This window comes from Glaciibacter superstes DSM 21135 (genome assembly GCF_000421145.1).
GTDB classification, from domain to species: Bacteria; Actinomycetota; Actinomycetes; order Actinomycetales; family Microbacteriaceae; genus Cryobacterium; species Cryobacterium superstes.
The window spans coordinates 17,580-34,150 of sequence record NZ_ATWH01000008.1; the positions used below are offsets into that span (position 1 = coordinate 17,580).

The following is a 16,571-nucleotide window of genomic DNA, read 5'->3' on the forward strand; positions in this document are numbered from 1 at the left end:
TGAGCACGATGAGCGTCACAGCCGTGTTTCGGCGACACCTGGGCACCCTTTCGGTTGCCGACGTGACGGCTGCAAGACTTGTCACCATGCTGCTCCCCCAGATCGAACGCCTCGCCGACGCCGGCTCGCTCTCGCGTGGCCGCTCCTACTTCGAGCGCGGGCACGTGGTGAGCGTCACCGTGCGGGATGACGGCACCATCGACGGCGTCGTCCAGGGCGAACGCGCGTACCGGGTGAAGATCTCCAAGCGAACCTGGAGCTGCACCTGCCCGGTCGCCGCGCAGGGCGCCTTCTGCAAACACTGCGTCGCCGTCGGGTTCGCCGCGCGCGACCAGCTCGCCCAGACACAGAGTGCACAATCGCAGAGTGCACAGACACAGCTGACGGATGCGGCGGGCCCGCAGCACGCAGCCTCCGTCGCGTCTCGCACCGCAGCATCCGGCCCAACCCTCGCCCAGGCGCGCACCCGCATTCTGGCCATGTTCCGCACCCGGCGGGGCCTGTGGGACTGGAACGCCGTCTCGGAATATGCCTCCCTCGCCGGCGCCGGCATCGGCGAACTGCACGACGCCGCGACAACCTACGGCGCCGCAGCCCTGATCCCCACGGCGCAGAAGGCCATCGCCATCATCGAGAAGCTCATCGTGCACGCCGACGACTCCAACGGTGAGATCGGCGACGTGCTGTTCGGCCTCCTCGAACTGCACGCCGAGCTGTGCACCACCGCCCCGCCGAAACCGGCTGCACTCATCGACTGGCTGGCCGACTACCTCGAGAGCGACTCACACGTGTTCGAGCCCGACGTCGCCGACTACGCCGATGCCCTCGGCACCAGCGGTCTCCAACTGCTGGGCGAACGGCTCGACGCGATCGAAGCTGCCCTGCCCCCGCAGACCAAGGACTGGGACTCCGGCCGCGTCAAGCTCGGTCGCTTCCGCGAGCGCACGCAAGTGGCCGGCGGCGACCCGGCCGCCGTTGTCGCCAGCTTCGGCGAGCTGACCCGCTCGTATCGCATGCACGACCTGGCCAAAGCTCTGATCGAAGTCGGTGCTGTCGTCCAGGCCATCGACTACGCCGAACGCGCCACCCTGCTCGAAGACGGCTGGCAGGCCGAACGTGCCGCACAGTACTGGACGGACCTCCTTCACGAGCACCGTCCGCACGACGAACTTGCCGCGTGCCAACTCGTCTTCACCCGGTGGCCGACGTCGGTGAATGCCCTGACGCTCGCACAGGCGGCCGGCGATCAGTGGGAATCGCTCGCCGAGCAGGTCTACTCCACGCTCGAGACACAGCACCCGCGCGAGCTGATCAACACCCTGCTCGCCCTCGGGCTCGCCGATCGCGCGTGGGAGTCCGCTGAACGCCTCACCACGGATCCCGGTCTGTGGACCATGCTCGTCGCCGCGCGCGCGAAGACGCACCCGGCATCCGTTGTTCCCGTGCTCATCCAGCTCATCGACTCCGACCTTGAAGTCTCCAAACCCCAGAACTACAGTTCAGCCGTCAAGCGTTTGAAGCAATTGCGCACGGCATTGAAGGCGACGGATGCCGCGGCACGATTCCCGCTCATCGTCTCCGAGCTGCGCGAGCAGCACCGTCGCCGCCCCACCCTCCTCCAGCGGTTCGACCGCGCCGGCTTCTGACCCGCGCCCGTGGCATCCGCACCGGTTTCAGAAACCGGGCCCACGGCATCCGTCGCCAGCGTTGTCACTGCCAGGTCAGGCGGTGATGAGATCCAGCTGTGGGGCCAAGCACCCGCTATATACGGATGCTGCCGCCCACAGCTGGACGTAACCCCCTTCGCAACGCGAGCTGGGCTGTTACGTCGTGTGAAGCGCGCGTTCGCGGGCGCACCAGCGCCGCCCGTAGCCTGAGCGCACTGCCCATCGATCCCGTAAGGAATGCCATGTCGCTGCTCGTCGATTCGCCCGCCACCGTTTCTGTGCCCGCCGTCACCGCCGAAGAACGCGCCACCCGCCTGCAGGATGCGGGCGCGGCCTGGGGCGAGCGCATCGGCGCCGACGTTGCGAACGCCCAGCTCAAGTACACGGTCACCGGTGAGGGCGAAGGCTCCGTCGCCAGCCGCATCACCGCCGGCAAGCAGGTCTTCTTCGTGGACGAGCCGGCCGCACTCGCCGGTGACGACATCGCTGCCAGCCCGGTCGAGTTTGCGCTCGGTGCGCTGATCTCCTGCCAGATCGTGGTCTACCGCCTGTATGCACAGACCTTGGGGATCCGCGTCGACTCGATCTCGGCATCCGCTGAAGGAGACCTCGACGTGCGCGGCCTGTTCGGCGTCGACGACACGGTGCGCCCCGGATTCTCGGCCGTGCGCCTCACCGTGCGCGTAACCGGTCCGGAGTCCGACGCCCGCTACGAAGAATTGCACGCCGCCGTCGACGCGCACTGCCCGGTGCTCGACCTGTTCTCGAGCGAGACGCCGGTGACCGTGGAGCTCGTCGCCAACTGACCCGGCCAAGTCTGCGGGCAATCGCACGGATGTCGATTAAACATAGCTGTGGTGCGCTCCATGCTCCGGGGAGATGCGTGCACCCACAGCTTGTTCTCATCGACACTCATTGTCGCTGGCCGGCCAGGCAGGTGATGAGATCCAGCTGTGAGGCCAAGCACCCGCTATATACGGATGCCGCCGCCCACAGCTGGACATAATCCCCCTTCGCAGCGCGGCGAAACCCTGACGCGCCCACCGGCATCCGTTCACCTGCGCGCCACCTAGCCGGTCTAGCGTCTGCTCGTGGCAAATCAACAGTGGCGAGCCGTCGGCTTCGGAGTGACGGTGCACGTCGCACGCTTCGGCGTGATCATGCTCACCCTCGCGGTCGCGCCGCTCTTCGGCGTGTCTGGCTGGTATCTCGGCTTGGTCGCGAATGTGGCCTGCGTGGTGTTCGCAGCAGTGCTGGTCACCGTTCGCGGGCTGTGGCGCACCTCGGGCATCCTGGTCGCCTGGCGCGGGCCGCTGGCCATGCTCTTGCTATTGCCGCTCGTCGCCGAGGTGCTCATGTGGACGGTGCCGGCAGGCCTCGTGGAGCAGGAGCCGGGTTTCGGCATGTGGGCGCTCACCCTCCTGCTGGTCGGGATCAACGAGGAACTGACGAGTCGCGTCGTTGTACTCGAACGGATGCGCGGCGCGTTCGGTCCGACGGCCGCCGTCGCGATCACGGCGGCACTGTTCGGTCTGCAGCACCTTTCGGCTTTTGCCACCACGAGTCGCACCATCGACGACGTGCTCCTGAACGTGCTGGTTTCTGCCTGCTATGGGTTCGCTCTCGCCGCGTTCCAGTTTCGGTTCCGGTGGCTGTGGCCGCTCATCCTGCTGCACGCCGGCGCTGACTTCACGACGGTGCTGACGGGTCAGCCGCACTCCGACCCGGTCATCGCGGTGAGCCTCGTGGTGTTCATTGCGCTCGGCGTGGTCATTCTGCGGCCGGTCGTCGCGGCCCGGCGAGACTCCACCGGCCTGTCGCGGTAGGTCACCGCGTACACGATCAGGCCGACATCCGTGATCACCAAGTACTCATCGCGCAGCACGTCGGTTCACGCCCATATGAACTTCCCTTCCTTCCGTCGCGTAGTACTCGTTGCCGCTGCGGCGTTCGGGCGGGCAAGCGGCGTCCGGCGCGCGAGCATAGGGTCCCCGCGCCACACTGCCTCGATCGTCGCTGCGGCGACGTAGGTGCAGACGAACAGAAGGGCCCGGGATGCCGAAGCTGCGCGATGGTTCCGGAGGCTAAGGGAACGGTGTCAGTCCTTGACCGATCCTGAGGCGAGACCGCTGGTGATGTGCTTCTGGAAGACTATGAACACAATGATCAGCGGGATGGCCACGATGGTAGACGCAGCCATCAACGGGCCGTACTGCGTTCCGTACTGCCCGATGAACGAGTTGAGTGTCACTGTCACCGGTTGCATCTCGCGTTGCGTCGACAACGTGAGGCCGAAGACGAACTCGCCCCATGCCATCACGAAGGCGAACACCGCGACCGTAACCAGGCCCGGACGTACGAGCGGTAATACGATGCGGAAGAACGCCTGGAAGCGCGTCGCGCCGTCCACTGCTGCGGCTTCCTCCAACTCCTTCGGGATCGTCAGGTAGAACGGCCGCAGCACGATCACCGCGAACGGAAGCGTGCCGACTGTGTTCGCGAGAATCAGGCCCGAGTAGGTGTTGACAAGCCCCCACTGCGAGAACAGAGTGAACATGGGAAGTGCGACGTTGATCGCCGGCAACAGTTGCGCGATGAGGAACGGTAGTAGAAGCACACCAGTCCAACGCAGCTTGAGTCGCGCGAGCCCGTAGGCGGCGGGGGCAGACAGCAGCAGGGTCAGCAGAGTGGCACCTATGCTGATGATCAGGCTGTTTCCTAACGCCCTCAGCATGACAGGATTGTCGAACACCGCTGTCGTGTAGTTGCTGAAGTCTAGCGGCGTCGGCACCCAAGTCGGAGGGCTCGTGAAGATCTGGTCGGGCGACTTCAGCGACGTCGAGACAAGCCAATATAGCGGGAAGAGGTATGCGCCGACAATTACAATCGCGATCGCAGTGAGGTGCCAATTCGGCCGCTCCGATGCAGCGCGTCGGCGCTTGTGGGCCGGCACGACGAGGGCCCGGGTCTCATTGATATTTTGCAAATGGGCGCTCATTGTGTCGATTCCTCTCGCTTGCGCAGCCAAAGGTAGAGCGCCGACAGCAGCAGCGGGATCAGGAGGAGGACGTTCGCCGCGGCCGCGCCGTCACCGAAGCGGAAGTATTCGAAAGAGAGCTTGTACACCTCGATTGACAGCACGTTCGTCGCGCCCGCGGGGCCGCCGGCAGTCATCACGTAGATCAGATCGAAGACCTTGAACGTATGCACGAAGCCGAGCAGAAGAGCGATGATGATCACGGGTTGCATCATGGGCACGGTGATATGCCGGAAACGCTTCCATGCCGAGGCGCCATCGAGGCTCGCAGCCTCGTACAGCTGCTCCGGGACGCCCTGCAGACCCGCATAGATCAGCATCATATGGAACGGGATGCCGATCCATATGTTCGCGATGATTACCGCGATCAGCGCGGTGTTCGGGTTCACTAGCCAGGGCTCAGAAGACGAGATCCCGAATAGGCCGAGGGAGGAATTGAGGAGACCGTAGCTTCCGCTGAAGATCCAACGCCACAGGCTCGCGGACACTACCGCCGGCAGTACCCAGACGACGAGCATCAGCGCGCGCAGCAGCGCCGACAGTGGGAATCCCCTGTTGAAGAACAGGGCGAACATGAACCCGATTGCGTGTTGGAACATCAACGAGCCAACTGTGAAGACCAGCGTGACGACCAGGGATGGGATGAACCCCGGGGAGGCGATGAATTCCTTATAGTTGTCGAGGCCGACGAAGGGCGCTCCGCCGGCGAGGAAGTTGCCTGCGTTCACGTCGAAGAGGCTCAGATTGACTGTGTAGAGCAGGGGGTACAGCATGAAGATAGCGAGGAAAACCATCGCCGGCAGCACGAAGCCGTATCTGCTCAGCGCGCCTCGCCAGTTCGCTGTCCGCTGGCCCTGTCGGGGGGCCGACGAGAAGCCGGCTCCCCGAGAAGTCGTGCTGGATGAGATAGTCATTGCTTCGGCAGCAGATCCACGATGGCATCAGCAGCGGTCTTAAGCGCCTGCTCGGAGTTCGCTGATCCGGTCATACGCGACTGGAGCGCGACAACAATCTGGTCGGCGATCTCCGCGTACGACGCTCCGTAGGCGCGCGGATTTGCGACTTGCAGCTGCTCAGTGAACAAGGCAATCTTATCGTTTCCAGGGAACGGGTCGATATCGTTGCGGATCGGCAGGCTGCCTTCCGCGACGTTCGATTTCGTCGCTATCTCTGGGGTCTGAAGGAACTTCAATAGATCCCACGCGGCGTCCTCGTTCGGGCCGGCCATGATCATGAAGTTTTCGCCACCGGTGACCGAGGCTGCTTCCTCGCCCGCAGGAAGCAGTGCGACGCCGTAGTCGAGATCGGATGCCTCATTCGCGAGGAACGGTAATTGCCATGGGCCGTTAATCATCATCGCCGCGCGTCCCTGGCCGAACTCAGCCGCGACAGCCGCCTGGTCCCAATTTAGCGCCTCCTTCGACACGCTGCCGTCGTCCATCATCCCAGCCCAATAGTCCAGGGAGACCACGGCCTCCGGCGCCGTCAGATCGTACAGATCTCCCCCGCCCTGCCAAAGGGCGGGGAGCCACTGGAACACGGCTTGCTGGTTGTTGACGGCGGAGTAGGCAAATCCGAAGTGCTCGGGCGTTGTCAGTTTGGCGGCGGCTGCCTCCATCTCCTTCCACGTAGTCGGTGGCTCGATCCCCGCCTCCCTCAGCATGGTCTTGTTGTAGAAGAGCGCGAGGCAGTTCGTCGACGATGGAAGGCCGTAGATACTGCCGTTGTACTTTGCCGATGCGATAACACCTTCGGCGTAGTTGTCGAGCTCGCCCCACTCTGCGACCTTTTCGTCGAGATTCGCGGCGATGCCGAGCTCGGCGAACTGCTGGTGATCGGGTCCGTTTATGATTACGATGTCAGGGAGCGACCCCGCGCCGGCGGATTGCAGCAAGGACTGCTTAAGATCGGCGTAGGCAATGAATTTGCGCTCGATCTGCACATCCGGGTGCTCGTCCATATATGCACCCAGATTATCTAGGAGTTGTTTCTCGGCTGTGCCGTCGGCTCCGAAGTAGTCCCACAGCTTGAGTGTGACCGCCCCGTCTTGGCTCTCGTCCGAGGAATTGTCTGATCCGCCGGGTGCACAGGCCGTCGCCGCGCCGAGAATAGTTACCGCTGCCGCGAGAATGGCGATCGAACGCCGCGAAACACGGCGTGTTCGGATGGTGGACATGGTGGAGTTTCCCTTCATCAGTGAAGAACTTCCGCTTGGTTTTCGGTTGGTGTTACTCTTGCCGGACGCGTTTTGACCGCTCGGCGAGCCAGCGGCCGGCGACACGGAGGCTCTCGTCCAGCGGAGCAGTCGACTCCTCGTCGATGCAGAGCCAGCCTCCGTATCCGATCTCAGCCATGGTGTCGAGGATCAGGTCGAGATCGAGCTCGCCCTCTCCTGGCAGACACCAGTCGTCCCCCTGCACATCCTTAAGGTGGATGTTGTCGATGATCGGCGCGAACTCTCGGAGGAATCCGGGAATGTCTTCCACGCCACTGCGTACCAGGTGGCCGGTGTCGACAGTCAGCCCGATCACCCCGGGTTCGATCGCCCCCCAGAACTCACGCACATCCTCTGGCAGCATCACCGGCTGACCGTAGTGATGGTGTAGAGACAACCGGATGCCGAGTTGTGCGGCGCGACGACCGTGCTCCGCCAGCTGTTCTGCCAGTCGGATGCGTTCCTCGCTCGTGACACCCTCACGGGAGCGGTTGTGGCAGAACACTACCATTTCGGAGCCGACTTTCCCGGCGAACCCGATGACGCTTGACAGGCGCCCGTCGTCCAGCTCGTCGTAATAGACAAGCGTGGCGACGGCCCCGGGGTCGCCCCCGGTCGCCTCCAATAACCGCTCCGGGGAGTCGATCCATGGCATGAACTGACCCGTTTTAAGCTGCAGACCCTCAAAACCGGCGGTTCGGAAGCCGGCGAACAGCGCTGGCGTCTCGTCGCGCGCGGTGGGTTTGGAAATTGCGGCACGCATTACAGTAGGCCTTCCGAGAATGTGACCGTCTCGCCGGACACAGCGGAGCGGTAGGCGCCCTCGAGCAGCGAGAGTGTTTGGAGGTTATCGCGCCCGGAGTTGGTCGGTTTTGTACCGCGGTCGACTGCCGTGAGGAGGTCGTTCAGCCCGAGGTAGGCGGACTCGGGCTTGGCCAAGCCGCTCCACGGGTTGATTACCTTCTCAAGACCGTCTGACGTGTGGATCTCGACCTGGTCGTAGTCGAGACGCAGGGCGCCCTGCTCGCCCACAACAATGGTCTCGACGCTCTCGATTCGGCTCGCGAAGCTATGGGTGTAGTTGACACCGACATCGCCGAACCGAAGGTGCACAGAAGCATCCGTCTCACCCATGACGGCCTGGAGGGGCGAGCGATGCGTCGTCGCAGTGAGCCAGTCGGCCTCCCGATCCAGCATGTAGCGGAAGCCGTCGAACCAGTGCACGCCCATCACTGACAGTGCATGGTGCTGCTGCTCCGCTCGCCAGCCGACCACCTCGCGCCACATCAGTTCGCGATGGTCGATCGAGACAGGCCGCCCGATGCGGCCACTGCGAATTGCCTCCCTAGCCTGGGTGAAGGCGTAGTGATACCGGAAGTTCTGGTTGACAGCCAGTTCCACGTTAGCGCCTGCAGCAATCCCGACGATCTCGGTGGCGCTCTCGACGCTGTCTGCGAGCGGTTTCTCCACGAAGAGGTGCTTGCCACTTGCAGCGAGTTCGGTGACCGCTTCCAGCCGCACATGACTGGGCGTTGAAACCACCGCCGTGTCGAAGTCGACCCCTTCGAGCGCGGTGCCTATCGAGTCAAACGTCTCCGAAATTCCGAAGGTCGTCGTCACCCACCTGCGTCGGTCAGCCGACGGGTCGACGGCCGCGACGACCTCGACCCGGTCCCTATGCGCGAGATAGCCGCGGAAGTGCATTTCGCTTACAACTCCGCATCCGATGACGGCGATTCGGTGCTTTGGTGGGATGCTCACTCGCCAACGACCTCTCGGTACGCGGTATCAAAGCAGATCAACAGCTCACACGGCTCGTCGCCGATGTTGGCGGCATTGTGGATCGCTCCCTTAGGGATCGAGATCGTGTCGCCCGCCGCCATTTCGACATACTCGTCTCCGACGCGGTGTCGGATGCGGCCCGAGATGACGTGCAGTACCTCGTCGCAGTTCGGGTGGTGGTGCACCGGATTGTTCTGACCTGGCTGGATGAAGCACTTCCCCATCGTGAGCGTGTCGGAGTTCTCGAGTGCACCGGAGACCATCCATTCGAGATGACCCCATGACTGAGAATCGATCCGAACGTCTTTGGCTGCGCTCAGGCCTCCCCGTGCGGCCTGCTCGGTCGGTTCTGACATGTGCTCTCACTCCTCGGGTATGCGTCGCTGCGTCCCTACAGCGGCATCGACTCTGGTAGGTCCTTCGAGGCCACTATTGCCGCGTGCGACAGGGATAGCGAGTGCCAATTTGGCACGGGTGGCCTCTGGTCTCACAAGCCATTCGTCGATCTGGAGAAGTGTGATTCCCAGCATTCGGCGAGCAGCTCGATGCCACGGTGGGTGTATGCAGGCGCGGCGGCGTAGGAGATTCGCAGGTGATTGTCTAGACCGTCGCGCGCGCTGAATGTCGCGCCAGGGAGCACCCGCACGCCGAGTCGCTCGGCGCGGCGCGCGAAGGATGTCGCGCATTGCGCGGGCAGTTTGATCCAAAGCGAACCACCGCCTGCCGGGGTCTCTGGGCACCACTCCGGCAGCATCTCAGCGAGGTCCTCGAGCGCGAGACGGCGTGCCTCCGAGAGTGAGCGGAAGCGTTCATCGCGCGCGCGCTCGATCTGCGGTAGCAGGTGGCTGGCCAGCAGCTGTGCGATGAGTGAGGTGCCGAGATCCTGGCCGCCCTTTATCGCGGCGAGCTCGACGATCGCCTCCGGCTGTGCCCGCAACCAGCCCACCCGAAGTCCTCCCCAGAACGACTTGCTCATCGATCCGACGGTCATCACGAGGTCGCTGCCGGCGGCCAGTGGGACGGGGCGGCGGTCCCCGTCGATGATCGTGTCTGCGAGCGTCGCATCGTCGATCACCGGCGTGCCGTAGCGATTGGCGATGGTGGCCACCCGGCTGCGTCGGAAGGTGTCGAGCACGGAGCCCGTGGGATTGTGCACGGTGGACTGGAGCACAATCAGAGCCGGCCGTTCCCGCGCCACAGCTGCGGCCAGCTCGTCCACGTCGATCCCTTCTCGTCCGCTGCGAATGCTTACAAGGCGAACATCGAGGGCCCGGAGCGACTCAATCGCGCCGCGGAACGAGGGTTCCTCGATGATCACGGTGGAACCAGCCTCTGTGACGCTCGATGCCGCCAGGCGCAGCGCCTGCTGTGCCCCGGACGTAATCAGAATGTGCTCATACGTGGTGGGTAGGCCCAGCGCCGAGTAGTAGCGAGCCACGGCGTCGCGGAGCTCGTCCAAGCCGCTCGGTATGTAGCCGTGCTGCGCCACGAGTTGTCGCGCGCGCGAGCTCTCCAGCATGTCGAAGTGATCCGCGACCAGGGCTAGGCCCGGCAATGCAGCGCTGCGCAGATCGATGATGTCGAGGTCGACGCCTTCAGTGAAGGAGCGCAGTCGGTCATCCGCTTGAACTGCGGGCGACCGCTGCGTAGTTGACACGTATGTCCCGTCTCCCTGGCGGCTCGAGAGAGCGCCCTCACCGCGGAGGATGTCGAAGGACTTCGTGACGGTGTTGCGACTCACACCGAGCGCGCTCCCAAGGCTTCGCTCGGAAGGTAACCGGGTACCCGAAGCCAGGGCTCCGCTGGCGATGAGCTCACGCACGCCACCGGTCAGCTGAGTATGCAGCGCGGCTTCGCCGCTATTCCACTCCCCGAGCATGCGAGCGAGCCGATTGGCACCCACTGTCGCCAATCGAAAGGAATTGGCACTCGAATAGCTGGTCAACATGTGTCCATTATGGCTGTGGCTGCAAAGCCGCAGTCAACTCGAGAATCGGAGATGTCATGACTTCCCCCACGGTCCTGCTCCTCGGTGCCCTAGACACGAAAGGCGCGGAATATAGCTTCGTCCGAGATCGACTCGCTGGAGCCGGCATCGACACGATCACAATCGACTTCGGCGTGCTCGGAGAGCCCCAGATCACCGTCGACATCGACCGGGCACAAGTCGCCCGCGCCGGCGGCGCCGAGGTCGGCGATCTGGCGTCCGCCGGCGACCGTGGCGCGGCGATGGCCGTCATGGCCAGCGGGGCGACCGAGGTCGTGCGTGAGCTCGTCGAGTCGGGACGGGCAACGGGTGCGCTCGCGCTCGGAGGCACGGGGGGTACATCCGTAGCCGCCACCGCGTTCCGCGGCCTGCCACTCGGCTTTCCCCGTATAATCCTCTCGACCGCAGCGTCCGGCAATACAGAGCAGTACATCGGCGAGACAGACCTCATACTAATCCCGAGCATTGTCGACATCGCGGGACTGAACCGCATCTCTCTGAGGATGCTGGCCAACGCTGCCGCCGCGATCGCAGGCATGGTTAATGCCGCGCCGCTCACCCAGACCCCCACCAAACCGCTCGTGGCCGCCAGCATGTTCGGTGTGACCACACCAGCGGTCACGCGTGCTCGGGAGCGCTTGGAAGAGCTCGGCTACGAGGTGCTCATTTTCCACATGACTGGCTCTGGCGGCCGCGCTATGGAAGCGCTGATTCGCCAGGGATACATCGACGGTGTACTGGATCTCACGACCACCGAGCTCGCCGATGATCTGGTCGGCGGGGTATTTTCGGCGGGCCCTGCGCGACTGACCGCCGCCGGCGAGACGGGGACGCCCCAGATTGTGTCGCCGGGTGCGCTCGACATGGTCAACTTCGGGTCGATCGGGACCGTTCCCGAGTGCTTCCGCGATCGCAACCTCTATGTACACAACTCGAGCGTGACGTTGATGCGGACGACACCGGAGGAAGCTGCGCAGCTCGGTGCGGAACTGGCGCGCAAGGTTGCCGCCGCAATCGGACCAACGACGGTCATCCTCCCCCTGGGCGGCGTCTCTGCGATCTCCGTGCCCGGCGGTCCGTTCCACGACGAGGCCGCCGACGATGCGCTGTTCTCTGCCATTCGGAACGGACTTGAGGGCAGCGCGCTGACCATCGTGGAGTCCTCCATGGACATCAACGATCCTCACCTCGCCATCGAGTCGGCCGACCGCCTCCACGAGATGATCTCCGAGCATTCGGCACACTTCTCGACCAGACCGAACGGAAAGTAGAAACGCCATGCCATTCGTTGCACGAGCTGAGATCCTCGACCGCCTGAGGGCGAAGATCGCCGCAGGAAATCCCATCATCGGAGCTGGAGCCGGAACCGGAATCTCGGCGAAGTGCGAAGAGGAGGGCGGCGCCGACCTCATCGTCATCTACAACTCGGGCCGGTACCGCATGGCAGGACGTGGCTCGCTGAGCGGACTGCTAGCTTACGGGAACGCAAACGAGCTGGTCGTCGAGATGGGCAAGGAGGTGCTGCCGATCACGACCCACGTCCCCGTGCTCGCCGGTGTCAATGGCACTGATCCTTTTTACGAACCGTCACGCTTCGTGGCGGAGTTGCGAAATCAGGGCTTCTCCGGGGTGCAGAATTTTCCAACCGTTGGCCTAATTGACGGGCAGTTCCGGGCGAACCTCGAGGAGACCGGGATGAGCTATCGGCTTGAGGTCGATCTCATCCAGCGGGCGCATGACGCGGATCTGCTAACCACCCCGTACGTGTTTTGCGCAGAGGACGCGATCGACATGACCATCGCAGGTGCCGACATCGTCGTGTGCCACATGGGACTTACCACCGGGGGAAGCGTCGGCGCGGAATCAGCGCGCACCCTCGACGACTGCGTGCAGCTCTCGACGGAATGGGCCGCTGCCGCACGCTCGGTGCGCGACGACGTCATCGTGCTCGTGCACGGTGGACCGGTCTCGACACCCACCGACGCTCAATATCTGCTAACCAACGCCGAAGGACTGGACGGCTTCTATGGCGCCTCTTCCATGGAGCGTCTCCCCGCCGAGCTCGCCATCACCGCGACAGTGCGCGAGTTCGTACGAATGTCTCTCTGATCACCACTTGCGAGACGATGGGAGTCGGGCGGCGGCGCACCCCACGATGGTCCTCACGTCGTCAGGCTCAGTTCCGTGCCACGGACGCTCGCTGCATGGGCTGAGGACCGCCTCAGAAAAGCTCGTCTTCGCCGTGGGCGCGTGCTTCGGCAGCGAGGGTTTTTTGTCCGCTGTCGATTCTGGTTGAGGGGTTCGGGACTCCGCGGAGGTTCACGGGTGGGCCCCAGGCGCGAAGGATGCTCGCTTCGACTGGGATCATGTCGTCTGGTTGCCAACCGGTGGGCATTGGCCAGACGGAGAACGTGAGATGGTCGTGCATCCACTTGGTTAGAGCTTGCTCGCCGTCGGGTGTTAGGTCGTAGTTGGTGAAGTCGCGTGTGGCCGGTGGCTTCTTGCTGCGGCGTGGGATTGCGCGGCCCGAGCTGCTCGCGAAGCAGCACGGCGAAGGACCAGCGCACGGTGGACCGGCCGGTGCGGCCGGTGGTGAAGTGGGAGATCCCTGGGCCTTCGCCCTCTGGCTGAACACCCCGGCCGAACGATTCGAGGGTCGAACCGCTGCCGAGACGCTCCGTGCCGGTGCAAGTGGCGTAGAAGCCGTGCTTTCCGCAGCCCGATCCGATGCCAATGCCCGCGCGGGAGTTCTCGTTTGACATCGAGGAACCAGAGCTTCCTCAGGCCTCCCGCCGCGGAGTTGTCCTTTGGTTGGTTTCCCTGAGAACAGGCCATCTGCCGGCGCGCTTGCATTCAAGGCTCACAAAGCGACGCGCCAACCCGGGTATTTCGCCCCTCGCCCACCTTCGACCGGTCGATTCAGTGTGCCTGACCCCCTGGGAGCCTGTTACCTTGCGGCCACCCCTGGCGTCGCGGTCGGTGAGCTGATCTCGCCCGTCTACATCGACGCCGGGTATGTGCCCGCCAGCGCAGTAGAGGGCGTCGTCATTACTGCTGTCATGCTGCCGGAAGCGCTCTGTTTTGCGAACGTCTCCGACCCAGCCGCCAAGCCATGGAGAGTGACCACGGAACTTACGTCCACAGACGACTGCGACATTCCGAGGCAATGGGCCGTGCGCTTTGCCGCTGAAGGATATGACGGCGTCTTCTACACGGCACGGTTCAGTCCTGGGGGCCGAACGCCTGGGCATGGTTCGGTCAGGCAGGTGGCTTCGACCTCGGCGCGCACTCCACCGAAACGGCCAGGGAAGCGTGCATCGCATCCGGACTTCAAGTTCTCGACCCTCCGACGTCGCTGGCCGCATGGCGCACGGTGTCACCGCCGAAGCACTGAGAAGGAATCCGAGTCGTCGCGAGCCGTTTCGCGAGCATTTCACAAATGAGTCACGCGTTCCGCTCTGCACGTGAGCCGCAATGCCTGCATTCTGCATGCATATGCGCTAAACTGTCTGCATGACAGTAACAATCACGATTCGATCGGTCCCCGATGACGTTCGAGACGAGCTTGCTGGGCGCGCGGCACGCTCTGGGCGTTCGTTGCAGGAGTACCTGAGTGCAGAGCTTGTCGCCCTGGCATCACGCCCGAGTGCCGCTGAGGCACTCCTGCGCATCCGCAGCCGCGCCGCACACTATCCACCCGTCGACACCTCCGAACTGCTGGCCGACATCGATGCCGACCGAAGGTAGGCGGTCGGGCGGTCGCGAACTTGTCGTGGTCGACGCATCCGTCATCGTTTCGCTGTTGATCGACCCCGGGCCTACGGCAACCGCGATCGCCACACGGCTCGGTGATGCCACACTCATCGCCCCAGCGGTGCTGCCGTTCGAGGTGGCCAACGTGCTTCGCCGACGACGGAACGCCGGGCTGCTCTCACCTGGCGAGGCCGCCGTCGCCCATGATGCATTCATCGAACTGCCCGTCGATCTCTGGCCGTGGGAGGTCATGGCTGCCCGCGCCTGGCAGCTCGGCGACAACCTCAGCAGCTACGACGCGTCATACATTGCGCTGGCCGAGTTGACCAACGCAACGTTGCTGACGCGCGACAAACGGATCGCCGGAGCGCCTGCCCTGAAGTGCGCCGTCACGGTGTTCTGACGCCATCGCAAGACGCAGACTGGTCGTTGGCAGGCTCTCGCGCTTCGTTAGACAGAGGTTGCCAGCGCCGCGCGCGCGAGGGTGCGGGCCCCATCGAGGCCGAGCGAGTCCCACCCCAAGCCGTTCGACGGCAACAGGCTTCCCGTTCCCGCCCATTCGAGAGAATTTCTGCTTTCAGAGGATGCCTGAAAGGCTCCGAGCCTGCCTCCCTCTGACTCCCAACCAAGCATCGCAGCCATCGAGTCGAGCGATTCCGAGAGCGTCAACGGCGAGCCGGCTTCACCGGATGCCACCAGAAGGAGCAGCAACAGCCCGCTGTCCTGGGCGAACTCACCGCTCCCAAGGGGAAGCCGCGCGGCAACGTAGCGCCAGAGCTTTATCGGCGCATCCTGCAGTTCGGTGCCACGCTTGGTCAGGAGCAGCTCGCCGCGATACTTGCGCACGAGGCCCAGTTGCGTTGCCGCCTCCCGCAGATCGAGTAACTCTCTGGTGTTGTTCTCGCGGTTGCCCTGACCATAGACCCTCTTCTCCGGGTCGAGCTCAGCCAGCAGCTCGACAACCGCAGCAGGCACGAGAAAGCCGGCACCGGTCAGACGGATGCCGACGCTCACGTGCCGCAGATAGGTGCGGAACACCGCGGTCGCCTTCGTGGCCTCGTTTTCACTGATCTCGACGGGCTCGTCCATTCTCGCCGCCGACAGATAGCCAGCGAGGTGTCTCTGCACTTCTTCGCCAGCTCCTGCAAAGAGTGCGGCAAGAGGTGAGGATGGCCCCTCGCCTGCGCTCCCGGCACGCAAACGGGCGAGGGCCGCGTCGGCACCGAGCAGCCTCTCCAACCCACGGTTCGTGCCGTCGATATCGAACTCATCCGTGAAATTCCAGAGTCCGAAGTAACTCACGGCGTCTCGTTGCTCCGGATAGTCAGGGCTGCGCTTGCCCGTGGCGATCGCAAGAAGAGTTTCCCAGCCGTGCACTCCGCCAGAGTCTTCCGCCGGCCCCCGACGACCACCGTCAAGGCAGCGCACGGCTGCCGCCGCGCTATCGGCACCCGTCGCATCGCGGCCGGCGGCATCCGTCGCCTCGATCGGTTCAGCCGCCTCGAGCGTGATGCTGTGCTGCCAGTCGTCGCCGAAATCGTAGGTGTAGTGGAGAGTGTCGCCGACGGTCGACAACAGCTGGTCGAGGCGCAGCTCGCTCTCGAGAACTCCCTCGTCACCCTCTTCGACATCGAATGGAGTGAGGATGCCCTCTGTGTCGTTCTGGTACGGGTCACTCGACGGAGAGAACCGGTGCAGGTGGCTGTTGGTCCAGCCGAATGCCGTCTGCAGCACGTCGTGCAGCACATCGAGGGTGATGCTCGACGACAGGCTCAGCTGTCGCCAGATCGGCGGTTCGGAATCGACGAGGACAACTCTGACGCGGAACCGGGTCGGCGTACCGGCGGGTTGGTGCAGCGTCATTGGCTTCCGCGGGCGGTCGAGGTCGTCCCAGTCTCCCGCACGGGCAGCGCTGGTCGGTTCAGTGTCGGCGCGTGCACGCTTCTTGAATCCTTCGAAGTCGGTGACGTTGTCGTGGTCGGGGTTCGGCGGCGTCATCCGTCCAGCGTAGGCGCATCTCCCACCGCGGACGATAGTTGTCAGGCCCGTCGCGGATACAGCAAGAACACGCCGGGACGCTGAAATTCTTGATGTTCTCGAAGGACAGATGGTCGATTCGTGATGTATGCG

The 16,571-nt window shown here is 64.0% G+C and carries 17 protein-coding genes; 9 read left to right on the forward strand and 8 right to left on the reverse strand.

The window, feature by feature from the left end:
- Positions 1 to 8: 8 nt before the first annotated feature.
- From K323_RS0112005 to K323_RS28900, 3 genes are all read left to right on the forward strand, one after another.
- Positions 9 to 1,646, forward strand: coding sequence for an SWIM zinc finger family protein (locus tag K323_RS0112005; protein WP_022885524.1), 1,638 nt, complete (start codon positions 9 to 11; stop codon positions 1,644 to 1,646).
- A gap of 263 nt (positions 1,647 to 1,909) precedes the next feature.
- On the forward strand, positions 1,910 to 2,473 hold the full coding sequence (locus K323_RS0112010) for an OsmC family protein (protein ID WP_022885525.1): 564 nt from the start codon (positions 1,910 to 1,912) through the stop codon (positions 2,471 to 2,473).
- Between the two features lie 285 nt (positions 2,474 to 2,758).
- On the forward strand, positions 2,759 to 3,493 hold the full coding sequence (locus K323_RS28900) for a CPBP family intramembrane glutamic endopeptidase (protein ID WP_157509421.1): 735 nt from the start codon (positions 2,759 to 2,761) through the stop codon (positions 3,491 to 3,493).
- Positions 3,494 to 3,765: 272 nt separating this feature from the next.
- Here K323_RS28900 and K323_RS0112020 read toward each other — a convergent pair whose 3' ends face one another.
- The 7 genes from K323_RS0112020 to K323_RS0112050 form a co-directional block, all read right to left on the reverse strand.
- The gene (locus K323_RS0112020) at positions 3,766 to 4,665 is read right to left on the reverse strand and encodes a carbohydrate ABC transporter permease (protein ID WP_022885527.1); all 900 of its coding nucleotides are present in this window, start codon (positions 4,663 to 4,665) and stop codon (positions 3,766 to 3,768) included.
- Complete coding sequence (locus tag K323_RS0112025) at positions 4,662 to 5,618, reverse strand: carbohydrate ABC transporter permease (protein ID WP_022885528.1); 957 nt, start codon at positions 5,616 to 5,618, stop codon at positions 4,662 to 4,664. Before K323_RS0112025 ends, K323_RS0112020 begins: the two co-directional genes overlap by 4 nt.
- Positions 5,615 to 6,985: an ABC transporter substrate-binding protein gene (locus tag K323_RS0112030; RefSeq protein ID WP_157509422.1), complete on the reverse strand. Its 1,371-nt coding sequence runs from the start codon at positions 6,983 to 6,985 to the stop codon at positions 5,615 to 5,617. Before K323_RS0112030 ends, K323_RS0112025 begins: the two co-directional genes overlap by 4 nt.
- Complete coding sequence (locus K323_RS0112035) at positions 6,933 to 7,682, reverse strand: sugar phosphate isomerase/epimerase family protein (protein WP_022885530.1); 750 nt, start codon at positions 7,680 to 7,682, stop codon at positions 6,933 to 6,935. The genes K323_RS0112030 and K323_RS0112035 overlap by 53 nt, the downstream gene beginning before the upstream one ends.
- Complete coding sequence (locus tag K323_RS0112040) at positions 7,682 to 8,680, reverse strand: Gfo/Idh/MocA family protein (protein WP_026851578.1); 999 nt, start codon at positions 8,678 to 8,680, stop codon at positions 7,682 to 7,684. Before K323_RS0112040 ends, K323_RS0112035 begins: the two co-directional genes overlap by 1 nt.
- Positions 8,677 to 9,057 carry a cupin domain-containing protein gene (locus K323_RS0112045; RefSeq protein ID WP_022885532.1) on the reverse strand — a complete coding sequence of 127 codons (381 nt, stop codon included), beginning with the start codon at positions 9,055 to 9,057 and terminating at the stop codon, positions 8,677 to 8,679. Before K323_RS0112045 ends, K323_RS0112040 begins: the two co-directional genes overlap by 4 nt.
- A 131-nt stretch (positions 9,058 to 9,188) precedes the next feature.
- Complete coding sequence (locus K323_RS0112050; RefSeq protein ID WP_084697244.1) at positions 9,189 to 10,649, reverse strand: aminotransferase-like domain-containing protein; 1,461 nt, start codon at positions 10,647 to 10,649, stop codon at positions 9,189 to 9,191.
- A 56-nt stretch (positions 10,650 to 10,705) separates the two neighbouring features.
- On the opposite strand from K323_RS0112050, the gene K323_RS0112055 reads away from it, so the two are divergent.
- The 6 genes from K323_RS0112055 (at position 10,706) to K323_RS0112080 (ending at position 14,844) form a co-directional block, all read left to right on the forward strand.
- Entirely contained in the window at positions 10,706 to 11,959 is a 1,254-nt protein-coding gene (locus K323_RS0112055) for a Tm-1-like ATP-binding domain-containing protein (RefSeq protein WP_022885534.1), read from the forward strand.
- A 7-nt stretch (positions 11,960 to 11,966) separates the two neighbouring features.
- Positions 11,967 to 12,797 (forward strand): phosphoenolpyruvate hydrolase family protein, encoded by an 831-nt coding sequence (locus tag K323_RS0112060; RefSeq protein ID WP_022885535.1) that lies wholly within the window; start codon positions 11,967 to 11,969, stop codon positions 12,795 to 12,797.
- A 365-nt stretch (positions 12,798 to 13,162) separates the two neighbouring features.
- Positions 13,163 to 13,447 carry an antitoxin Xre/MbcA/ParS toxin-binding domain-containing protein gene (locus tag K323_RS0112070; RefSeq protein WP_169515649.1) on the forward strand — a complete coding sequence of 95 codons (285 nt, stop codon included), beginning with the start codon at positions 13,163 to 13,165 and terminating at the stop codon, positions 13,445 to 13,447.
- Between the two features lie 48 nt (positions 13,448 to 13,495).
- A complete protein-coding gene (locus tag K323_RS30880) occupies positions 13,496 to 14,131 on the forward strand; it encodes an RES family NAD+ phosphorylase (RefSeq protein WP_084697248.1) in 636 nt (211 codons plus the stop codon).
- 70 nt (positions 14,132 to 14,201) lie between these two features.
- Positions 14,202 to 14,435 carry a FitA-like ribbon-helix-helix domain-containing protein gene (locus K323_RS0112075; RefSeq protein WP_022885538.1) on the forward strand — a complete coding sequence of 78 codons (234 nt, stop codon included), beginning with the start codon at positions 14,202 to 14,204 and terminating at the stop codon, positions 14,433 to 14,435.
- The gene (locus K323_RS0112080) at positions 14,419 to 14,844 is read left to right on the forward strand and encodes a type II toxin-antitoxin system VapC family toxin (RefSeq protein ID WP_022885539.1); all 426 of its coding nucleotides are present in this window, start codon (positions 14,419 to 14,421) and stop codon (positions 14,842 to 14,844) included. Before K323_RS0112075 ends, K323_RS0112080 begins: the two co-directional genes overlap by 17 nt.
- Positions 14,845 to 14,891: 47 nt before the next feature.
- Here K323_RS0112080 and K323_RS0112085 read toward each other — a convergent pair whose 3' ends face one another.
- Entirely contained in the window at positions 14,892 to 16,439 is a 1,548-nt protein-coding gene (locus K323_RS0112085; RefSeq protein WP_022885540.1) for a plasmid pRiA4b ORF-3 family protein, read from the reverse strand.
- Between the last annotated feature and the right edge of the window lie 132 nt (positions 16,440 to 16,571).